General features: G+C 36.8%; 11 protein-coding genes, 1 tRNA gene and 1 pseudogene. 4 read left to right on the top strand and 9 right to left on the bottom strand.

The genetic code is table 11. The annotated features are described in order from the left end of the window. The 9 genes and pseudogenes from C6H22_RS07865 to C6H22_RS07820 all read right to left on the bottom strand — a co-directional run. A pseudogene (locus C6H22_RS07865) lies at positions 1–203 on the bottom strand (UDP-glucose 6-dehydrogenase); the annotation flags it as partial. Positions 204–743: 540 nt separating this feature from the next. After that, positions 744–1391, bottom strand: a complete 648-nt coding sequence (locus tag C6H22_RS07855; protein ID WP_104694724.1) for a hypothetical protein — start codon at positions 1389–1391, stop codon at positions 744–746. Between the two features lie 145 nt (positions 1392–1536). Then, positions 1537–2190, bottom strand: coding sequence for a hypothetical protein (locus C6H22_RS07850; RefSeq protein WP_104694723.1), 654 nt, complete (start codon positions 2188–2190; stop codon positions 1537–1539). Beyond that, entirely contained in the window at positions 2187–2591 is a 405-nt protein-coding gene (locus C6H22_RS07845; RefSeq protein WP_104694722.1) for a GtrA family protein, read from the bottom strand. Before C6H22_RS07845 ends, C6H22_RS07850 begins: the two co-directional genes overlap by 4 nt. A 61-nt stretch (positions 2592–2652) precedes the next feature. Then, positions 2653–3348, bottom strand: coding sequence for a class I SAM-dependent methyltransferase (locus C6H22_RS07840; protein WP_233707094.1), 696 nt, complete (start codon positions 3346–3348; stop codon positions 2653–2655). Positions 3349–3351: 3 nt separating this feature from the next. Next, positions 3352–5253, bottom strand: coding sequence for an LIC_10190 family membrane protein (locus C6H22_RS07835; protein ID WP_104694721.1), 1902 nt, complete (start codon positions 5251–5253; stop codon positions 3352–3354). Between the two features lie 19 nt (positions 5254–5272). Then, positions 5273–5833: a glycosyltransferase family 2 protein gene (locus tag C6H22_RS09045; RefSeq protein WP_104694720.1), complete on the bottom strand. Its 561-nt coding sequence runs from the start codon at positions 5831–5833 to the stop codon at positions 5273–5275. Then, complete coding sequence (locus C6H22_RS09040) at positions 5830–6072, bottom strand: glycosyltransferase family 2 protein (protein WP_104694719.1); 243 nt, start codon at positions 6070–6072, stop codon at positions 5830–5832. The genes C6H22_RS09045 and C6H22_RS09040 overlap by 4 nt, the downstream gene beginning before the upstream one ends. A gap of 167 nt (positions 6073–6239) precedes the next feature. After that, positions 6240–6324: transfer RNA gene (locus tag C6H22_RS07820), tRNA-Leu, on the bottom strand. 113 nt (positions 6325–6437) lie between these two features. Between C6H22_RS07820 and pgsA the strand changes: the two genes are divergently transcribed. The 4 genes from pgsA to mnmH form a co-directional block, all read left to right on the top strand. Then, on the top strand, positions 6438–6983 hold the full coding sequence (pgsA, locus tag C6H22_RS07815) for a CDP-diacylglycerol--glycerol-3-phosphate 3-phosphatidyltransferase (RefSeq protein ID WP_104694718.1): 546 nt from the start codon (positions 6438–6440) through the stop codon (positions 6981–6983). A gap of 3 nt (positions 6984–6986) precedes the next feature. Continuing rightward, positions 6987–8123, top strand: a complete 1137-nt coding sequence (gene rseP / locus C6H22_RS07810; protein ID WP_104694717.1) for an RIP metalloprotease RseP — start codon at positions 6987–6989, stop codon at positions 8121–8123. A gap of 75 nt (positions 8124–8198) precedes the next feature. After that, entirely contained in the window at positions 8199–8672 is a 474-nt protein-coding gene (locus C6H22_RS07805; RefSeq protein WP_104694716.1) for an acyl-CoA thioesterase, read from the top strand. A 27-nt stretch (positions 8673–8699) separates the two neighbouring features. After that, a partial coding sequence (mnmH, locus tag C6H22_RS07800) for a tRNA 2-selenouridine(34) synthase MnmH (RefSeq protein ID WP_104694715.1) occupies positions 8700–9689 on the top strand: 990 nt, incomplete at its 3' end.

Genomic DNA, 9689 nt, shown 5'->3' with positions numbered 1-9689 from the left:
GGTCTAAAGCGTAGAGTGCCTTTTTTGTGATTTTCTAGCACCATGGATTCTAATCCCGGTTCATAGATTGGAATAATACCTTTTTGGAGATTTGTAATTTTTGTAGAATCTACATCAAGGCAGATGACATCATTACCCATTTGGGCAAAACATGCCCCAGCTACAAGTCCTACATAGCCACTACCAACAATCGTTACGTGCATACACTTCCTTTAGGGATTTAGATTCTAAAAAGCGGAATTGTAGCACATATAAGCTTAAGCTCGTTTATGCGAGGTTTTCTACACTCTTTTTGAGTTCCCCAAAATTATTTTTGATAATAAGATATGCCATGCACATTTTGAGAAGTTGTGAGATTATGTTTGGCAAAATCTAGAATTTTTTTATATATTCATTGATGATTGTGGGATCTTTGCTCATCACATCGCTATGATTGATAAGTTTTTGGGTAGTTTCAAAACTTTTATTTAGAGATATTTTCAAAAGTATCAGTCCTGGTGTTTGCATCATTGGCGTGAAAGCAGATTTTCTACATTTTCTTTATTTTCTATGATTACTCATTACTTTCGTTGATATCTGTTTAAGCACTTTTGACTTTTTATGTATGGTTTTTACTACGGCTTTTATGCACACCTTATAATCATCAATAAGTGCGAGAATCTTACTATTTTCTGTGCTATATGAAGTATTGAGCTTGATTTTGAAGTCAGTGTGATAGATTTTAATTCTTTAGCAATGATTTTTTATTCTTTAGGTGGGGAAGATTGTAATGACAAAGGCTTAAAGGTTACCGTGATATTTGTTTGCAAGATTCCATAGGTTTGCAATGTTTTTGGAAAGTGTGGAGCAAACCAACTATTCCAGTGATGATGACCAAAATGATCCGGGACATAAATATCAATATGTGTTTGACCATTTTGTTGGGCTTGTTGAACTTGTTCTATCCAGTTTTGCGAGTATGCCTTAAAGTAATTATAAGCCTTTCTTGGTCTTTCTTGATATGGTTGTAGAGTTTGAAAACACGCAATAAAAAATAGTAGAGAAACTATTATATAGCTTATTTTGTATTTTGTAGTAACAATACTAAGAGATATGACTATATACACTAGCATAGCCATAAGCAGTCCACTCATGAGATACCATTTGGCTCCGCATTTAGAAGTTGTAAGTACATAAAAAATTACAAGACAGATAATCCAGAGATTAAGTGTTATAAGCAATAAGCGATACCGCGAATCTTTGATGAGATAGATTCCTAGCAGTGAAAGAATACATGTAATTCCAAAGATTTGGATAAATCCAGATCGTATATTATTAAGGGTTGTGTGAAAGTATGTAATGCCTCGAGTGATTGCAAAATCTGCACAATACATAGCTCTACCTGAGTGCATCATTTTCCATAGTGCAACTGCCCATAAAACAATAATTAACATAAGACATAGATCAAAGAGCGTATATGTTTTAAAGACCATAAGAAGTTTCTTATGATGTTTGTAGGATAGGAGAGTGCGATATGCTAGTATACACCCTGCATAACTAGCAAGTATAACACTCGCGCTTTCTATAGAAAAGATCGCTAAATATACTATAATAAGTATTGCCCCCCCCCCTTATTGTTATTTGCGTAGATGATAAGTCTTTTCCTCGTAAAATTAATATGAAAATACCCACAACAAGACTGAGATTTATGAGATAAGGAAGCGTATAAAAACACACCATAGTTAAGAGATAACCCATACCTTCAGCCATGAGATCTGCTGGAAGCAAAAGTGGCATCATGTGGGATTTTGCTAATGTCACACAGCCTAAGATAAAGATACTTGAAAGGAGTAATGATTTTATCTTATGTGTTGTGAGTATAAATACACAGAGATAGAGCAAAATATGAAAGCCAACAAATGCACTTGATAGCACAAAAGCAGAGACAGATGCTATTGAGTCTAAAAAATCTAAGTTCGTAAGTGGCATGACCATATATACTGCGAGATGCGCGATACTTGCTTGAATGTATTGTGGCAATAGACGAGAAGGTATCCATTCACCAGATGTAAGAGATAATGTTAATGTAGGATAGATATTTATATACTGAAAATCGTCGCCCCAAAATGGCACAATAGGGTAGGCATAACCATAAAATAGCATAAGTGCAAAAAATTCTAACACAAAACCTAAATATATAACTTGTCTCATAGTTGCTCCTTGTAAATAACAAAATTTCGTAGACCAAAATTAAAGACAAACGCAATACCTATAGCGAGGATTTTGGTTAGCAACGAATCTAGATTGCACACATCCACACCTACATACATTACACCTATATCTATACATATTCCCATAGCACTGACAAGATAGATAATTAGACTCTCTTTGAGGGTAGAGGTAAAATGACTTACAAACACAAACCTGCGTGCTATGATAAAGTTCCAATAGGTAGCAAAAATAAAGGCGATAAATGTGCTGATGAGATAGTAGATTGTAAATATTTTTTCACATACCACAAAAACCACGAGGTTTATCACAGCTGCACTTGCTCCAACTATGGTATACCTTACAAATTTATGCAAGTGCGTTGTGTTAGATTTTTTGGACATAGAAATTTCTTTTATCTATTGTAATAGCCATAGGGATAATTGTGCCACAAGAAATTCTTGTTTAGCATTTTTGTGCTTTTATAAAATTATTCATGCCACACTGGAAGTAATTATGTTGTATAAGTCTAAGTTTTGGCATTTGTGCAAAGGATTCTATAAAATCACGTTTATTGTAATAGCGTTTATGATCCCTAATTTCTCGCTCATCGATAATGTGAAGTTTGTAGGAGAGGAATTCAAGCACAGGTTTGGCAGCATGACTTGGAGCTGTCAGGAGTAAAATACCATTGGGGACAAGTAGACGCTCAATTTCTCGAAGCATCGCAATAGGATTAGATAAGTGTTCAATAACTGCAAGCATGGTTATTATCTCAAAACTTTCGCTTTCAAAAGGCAGGGATATATCGACTTGATTTGGTTGTTGGTGTGCAATATTTTCCGAGGCCTCCCCCCCCCCCCCCATTATAGTCTGGGAAGACTCTAATCCAAGTTCATGTTTGGATTCAAAAACATAGGAAAAAGTTTGTATCTTATCTGTGTGAATCTCTGGAGCTTTGTAATCAATCCCCACACCTTTGGCAATATAGTCTTCTATTGCTCGCAAAAGTTTTGCTTCAAAACCGCATCCAATATCAAGTAGGCGTGGATTTTTGAAAAGTTTTATGCTAGGAAGCACGCGTGTAAGGCGCATTTTTCGTAAAAGTTTATCCATAAAAGACTCTGTGATATTATGAACGCTGATACCATTTGTTTTCATTATTTATTCCTTGTTTGTGTTGATATAGGCTTTGCGTCCTATTATGGTCTTTAGCTGTATTTTTGGATTGAGGTATGGGGTTGTCGGCAACGGTTCATAAAATACACTTTCAAAACCTTCTTTTAGTGTGTCGCTCCGCACATAAATTTCTACTCCAAGGTCCGTTAATTTCTTTTGCACAAAAATAGGTTGTATTTTTTGTGTGTCTTTAAATGCAGAATTACCACCAAAGAGTCCCACAAGATCTTTTCTGTAGAGATTATGGGCACTTGCGAGAAGAAGACAAGCAAGAATCACAAAAAAGGCTTTAGATCGTGTCCAATTCAAGATGCGAGCTATACCAACAAACACAAGTGAGTATGTTAAAACATTGTGCATAAGTTTTCCCAATGGCAAGAAGCTTAATACAAATAATATACACCCACTGATACGCAAAGATTTAGATTTTAGAGCTTGTATTAGTGTGAGGTTATGCGTGTGGATAATCCCAAAAAGTGGTATAAGATACACCATGCCAAAGCGTGGGTCAGGACCACTAACAAACCAAAAGATCACACCACATATTATTCCTGCAAAAATGATGAGAAAATTTTTGTAAGCTTTGATGACATACCAAGATTTGGGCAAGATAAGCAACATTATACTTAATCCTAATGCTGTCCAATACCCATACACAAAATATTTAAAATACCAACCAAAATATCGTGTTTCCATTAATAGCCATTTTTTGAGCCATGCATAATCTGCAAGCACTTCCTTGCAATTAACACCTGGGTCTCTAGCCCAGCTCATTATCCAACATACTTCACTAGCACGTTGTTGTTCGCTTACTGCCCATTCAAGAGATGGTATATAGCCTATGGCAGCGGGGTAGGCTATCATACCTGATGTCATATAGCCTTTGAGTGCCCAAGGCAGTGCATATATAATTGAGAAAATACTAAGATATATAGCATATCTCATAAAAGTTTTAGAAAAAATTTCCTTTCTATAAAGATATAAAGCACAGATTATAACAGCACACAAAAGTCCAGTATTGGCGATTTTTACCAAAGAAGCAAACAATGCAACAACAAAACTTATAATAAGTATATGTGCTACATTATTAGAATTTACTTTGTGAGAACTATGGGTTGGGTTATGTGGTGCATTCTTGTTTTCTAAGGCATGTAGGAGGAGTGTAAAGACTAGTATTCCAAGCACTGCTCCTATGCCTTCGCAATAAAGCCCTCTGAATTCATCCCAATACAAGACAAAAGGAAAGGCAAGTCCAGAACACAAGACAAACAAGGATATTTTTGATACATTGTTTGTAAATAATGTTAAAAATAAACTAAAAAAGAATCCAAAATACACTATTTCATTACCGATAAAACTTCGTAAATTAGGGAATATTTGGCTTACATCGCTTAGGGCATAGAAGTTATAAATAATGCCATTAAATCCTAATCGCCCATGCACATTACCAAGCCCAAAGATTACGGGTGATTGTTCAATCCAAGTAACAATTTGGATATGATAATTGACACTATCGCCATACGAGTCATGATAAAGGCTTAAAAACCCAACTACAAAAAATGCACAAAATCCACTAAGTATAATCTGCCATTGAAGCAATAATTTTCTATAGATCCATACAAAAAGTCCAATTCCAACAAATAAAAAAGCCATAGAAAGTAATGCATAAAGTGGCATAAAGAAATTAAGCACTTGCACGACAAAACTTAAAAATGCCACACCAAATATAAAACTGACAAAAAGCTCAAGCCATAAGACACCTTGTAAGAGATTTATCGCAAAAAGACGTCCATAGACTCTATAAATTAATCCCCCAAAACCAAATACTGCGAGAATCCACAACCAAAGCACCAGGAGAATTTTTACATCTATAATAAGCCAATTCATACTTATACCCCCTTTTATGTTAAGCCTTAAATCTATATTTCACAATTGCCCAAAGCGCACGAAATCCGTCTTTTACACCAATTTTTTTACCTTCCTCATATGTGCGTCCATAGTATGAGATACCTACCTCATAGATTCTAATACCTTTGAGTTTTGCGATTTTTGCAGTGATTTCTGGTTCAAAGCCAAAGCGATTTTCCTCTATGGTGATACTTTGGATAATTTCTCGTTTAAAAACTTTGTAGCAAGTCTCCATATCAGTAAGATTGAGATTTGTCATCATATTTGAAAGAAGTGTAAGAAGCCCATTGCCCATTCTGTGCCAAAAATACAATACGCGATGTGAATCTCCATTTCCAAAGCGTGATCCAAATACAACATCGGCTACGCCTTTTTCAAATGGGGCAAGGAGTTTTGGGTATTCATTTGGGTCATACTCTAAATCCGCATCTTGTATGATGACAATATCCCCACTAGCGTGTGCGATACCTGTTCGAAGAGCTGCACCTTTCCCTTGATTTGTTGTATGGTGAAGGATGTAAAGAGTAGATTTTGTAAGAGAATTTACCCAAGCATTTATACTTTGGTCGCTATGCGTTGTGGATTCTGTAGTGTTCTGTATACCCCCCCCCCAAATTCATTTAAGAGAGAATCTAAAATTTCTTTTGTGCCATCAGTTGAGCAGTCATTAACGATAATAATTTCTTTATGGTAGGGAATATTGACATTTTGTACAACCGAAAGGATTTGTGCAATTGTATGTTTTTCGTTGTAGCAGGGAATAATAATTGAAATAGTATGCAATTTAGAATCCGCCATGAGTTAAGCCTTATAGTTTGAGAAATTAAAAGAATGTGGGATTGTATAGAAAAGTATTTGAAATTAAGCTTTAAGCAAACAGCTTCTAGATGTAGAGTATTTTTGCAATACAAATTCCTAGTTCTAGTAGAATATTTTGCGTTACAAAGACTAATTTTTAGGAGTAGTGGTGCGGAAGAGAGGACTTGAACCTCCATGCCTTGCGGCGCCAGATCCTAAGTCTGGTGCGTCTGCCAGTTTCGCCACTTCCGCACTGCAAAAATAAAAGCGAGATTCTATAACGCAAATGTTAAATTTTGACTTAAATGAATGCATGAAAATACACTTTTTTGCTATAATGCAGGGTAAAAATACAAGGATTTTCTTTGCGTCATATACCTAACATTTTAAGTATTTCTCGGATTTTGCTTGCTATATTACTCCTTTTTATCGTGCTTGAGAGCGATAAGATTTTTCCTGCATATATGGATACATCATGGATTAATTATTTTGCTGCACTAACGTTTTGTATCGCATCTTTGACCGATTTTTTTGATGGGTATATTGCAAGGGAATATCATCTCAAATCATTATTTGGCGAGGTTTTTGATCCATTGGCTGATAAAATGCTTATTCTGTCTGCCTTTATTGCGCTTTTGGTTTTGCATCGTGCCTCGCCTTGGCTTATTTTTTTAATCTTAAGTAGAGAGTTTTTCATCACGGGATTGCGTGTGGTTGCCGCAGGTAGTGGTAAAAGTGTGGCAGCATCTAATGCCGGCAAATACAAGACGGGTGCCCAAATTGCTGCAATCGCCTTTTTGTTGGCGGATTTTTTTCCCGGAGGAGATGCACTACTTTGGCTTGCGACATTTCTTACACTATATTCAGGATTAGAATACACAATAAACTACTATAAAACCCTAAAGGCGTAGCGCGTGGGATTTACCCTCTCTTGCATTATTCTTGCATTTTTTATCTTGTTTCATGAGTTTGGGCATTTTTTGGTGGCACGTTTGTGTGGCGTAAAGGTTGAGGTTTTTAGCATAGGATTTGGTAAGAAAATTTTTACTTTTACATATAGGGGTACGCAATATGCAATTTCTGCCATACCATTGGGCGGATATGTCCAGCTAAAGGGGCAGCAAGAGACATTTACACAAGCTACTCAACCCAAGATAGAATCTACAAACAAAGATGTAATCCATTCACACTCCACAGAGGATTTTCAAGCAATGAGGCATGGCACTTTAGCACCAATAGATTCATATCTTGCCAAATCGCCCATACAACGCATTGCTATACTTCTTGCAGGTTCATTTTTTAATATCTTGTTGGGGTTTTTGCTGTATTTGTATGTGTGCTTGCATGGGTTTGAAAGTGTACCACCTATTGTAGGGGAAGTGCTAGATTCTACTCCTGCACAAGAAGCTAGAATGATATCCGGAGATAGAATCTTAGCTATCAATGGCGTAGAGATTTACACTTGGGATGAGTTGTCAAAAAAGGTGCAAGATTCTAAGGGAGAGATTACTCTAAGTGTGCAGCGTGATTTGGAGCATATGGACATTATCCTCAAGCCACATAGTATGCAATCACGCAATATATTCGGTGAGGCTATAGAGCATAACGCTATAGGGATTCGTGCAACACAGCAAACCCAAATTATTCGCTATACAGGTTTGCAAGCGATCACAAAGGCTTGGGAAAAAACTATAGATGCTTCAAGGTTTGTTATGCAGTCTCTACAAAAACTTCTTAGCGGTGTTGTTGGGGTGCAAAATGTCAGTAGCATTGTAGGGATCACGCATACGATGTCTGTAGTCGCACAGAGCAATATGATAGTCTTTCTTACTTTGAGTGCGCTTATTTCTATCAATCTTGGAATATTCAACCTCTTGCCTATTCCGCCACTTGATGGCGGCCATATCCTTTTGACATTGTATCAAGCCATTATGCGTAGATCATTGAATATTAGTATCGTAAATGGGATTGTGGCTGTGGGATTGACATTACTTTTGGGAATTATGGCACTTGGAATCTTTAATGATATAAATCGTATCATTGCGCCATAAAAGCGCTACAAAAAACTCATATATTAACTTTCTTAGGTGCATAATAGGGACTACATTACATTAAAGGTGGAAAGTATGGAAGATGTTTTTGACACGCGATGTTTGACAATGAGTATTCTAGCAAGTCCAAGTATGGCGAATTTTAGCGGTGTGGTGCATGGTGGCGAATTGATGAAACTTCTTGATCAGGTGGCATATGCATGTGCGACGCGTTATTGTGGACACGGCGTAGTAACACTAAGCGTAGATAATCTTATGTTTAAGCACCCCATTCCTATTGGATCGTTAATCACATTTCTTGCGAGTGTGAACTACGTAGGAAAGACAAGTTGTGAAGTAGGGATTAAAGTTGTGAGTGAAGATATCAAAAACCATTTTGTGACACACTGCAATACTTGTTATTTTACAATGGTGGCTGTCGATACAAAAACGGGTGAAAAAAAAACAATTCCACATTTTGATCCAAAAACCCCTCTTGAGATAAAGCGTTATGAAGAAGCACTCAAACGCAAAAAAATACGTGAGGAAAATGCCAAAAGTCTCAAATAAAATAACTCTTAAAATATCCTACAAAGTATGCAAACCCTCAATGCACTAGAGTTTTTACAGACCAAAAGCTCTAGCGTTGCATCTTATGCAACAACCATTATTGATGTGCGTAGTCCTAGTGAGTTTGCGCACTCTCATATCCCAAATGCCATTAACTTAGCGGTTTTAGATGATGAGGAGCGCGCAAGGGTAGGCACGCTGTATAAACATAATCCATTTGAGGCAAAACTCCTTGGATCTGGACTTATTTGCCAAAATATCGCAAGTTTTCTCCCAACATTTCTCTCAAATTTAGGTCTTACTCCTGCGCATATTATTAGAATCTATTGCGCTAGAGCCGGTATGCGCAGCCTTTCCTTGCAGACAATTTTGCATAATATTGGTTATCGTACTATTCGATTACAAGGGGGATACAAGGCATATAGAAATGCCGTGCTTATAGCTCTTGCACACACGCCAAATATGCAGTTTTTTACCCTTGTAGGTCCTACTGGTAGTGGTAAGAGTGAGCTTCTTGCTTTGTATGAGTATGCACTTGACATAGAATCTTTAGCAAAGCATTGTGGATCGAGTTTTGGGGCGATTTATGGTACGCAACCAAGTGTGGCAATGTTTGAAAATATGCTGTTTATGAGATTGGGGGAATTGGAGGGCAAAAAAGTGCTTGTGGAGGGCGAGAGTAAAAAATTAGGAAATCTCATCGTGCCAAAAGCCCTCTATAGTGCTTATCAAAGTGCGCCAAAAATCTATCTTCATACACCTATAGAACTTCGCATACAAAGAATCTTAGGCTATTATCAGCATATTAGTGAGGAGTTTTTTGTCAATGCTATGCAAAAAATTGCACCTTTTATGCAAAAGAATTTTTGGCTTGAGGCTAAAGAGGCTTTTATGCGTGATGATAAATATATGGTTGCTCAGATTCTGCTAGAGCACTATTATGATAAGGTGTATAAAAAGGAAGCATATGCGTATCGTATAGAATCTAGCAATTTGCACGATGCACTAGATTCTATA

The sequence above is a fragment of the Helicobacter equorum genome, from assembly GCF_900198655.1.
In the GTDB taxonomy this organism is placed as follows: domain Bacteria; phylum Campylobacterota; class Campylobacteria; order Campylobacterales; family Helicobacteraceae; genus Helicobacter_F; species Helicobacter_F equorum.
Note: the sequence above shows the minus strand (reverse complement) of the source record. Positions and strands in the feature narration are given on the sequence as shown.

Excerpts from the sequence above, each read along its gene's own strand:
- C6H22_RS07850 (WP_104694723.1), bottom strand. The coding sequence starts at position 2,190 with ATGAGACAAGTTATATATTTAGGTTTTGTGTTAGAATTTTTTGCACTT.
- C6H22_RS07855 (WP_104694724.1), bottom strand. The coding sequence starts at position 1,391 with ATGCACTCAGGTAGAGCTATGTATTGTGCAGATTTTGCAATCACTCGA.
- C6H22_RS07805 (WP_104694716.1), top strand. The coding sequence starts at position 8,199 with ATGGAAGATGTTTTTGACACGCGATGTTTGACAATGAGTATTCTAGCA.
- C6H22_RS09040 (WP_104694719.1), bottom strand. The coding sequence starts at position 6,072 with ATGGCGGATTCTAAATTGCATACTATTTCAATTATTATTCCCTGCTAC.
- C6H22_RS07845 (WP_104694722.1), bottom strand. The coding sequence starts at position 2,591 with ATGTCCAAAAAATCTAACACAACGCACTTGCATAAATTTGTAAGGTAT.
- C6H22_RS07840 (WP_233707094.1), bottom strand. The coding sequence starts at position 3,348 with ATGAAAACAAATGGTATCAGCGTTCATAATATCACAGAGTCTTTTATG.
- C6H22_RS07835 (WP_104694721.1), bottom strand. The coding sequence starts at position 5,253 with ATGAATTGGCTTATTATAGATGTAAAAATTCTCCTGGTGCTTTGGTTG.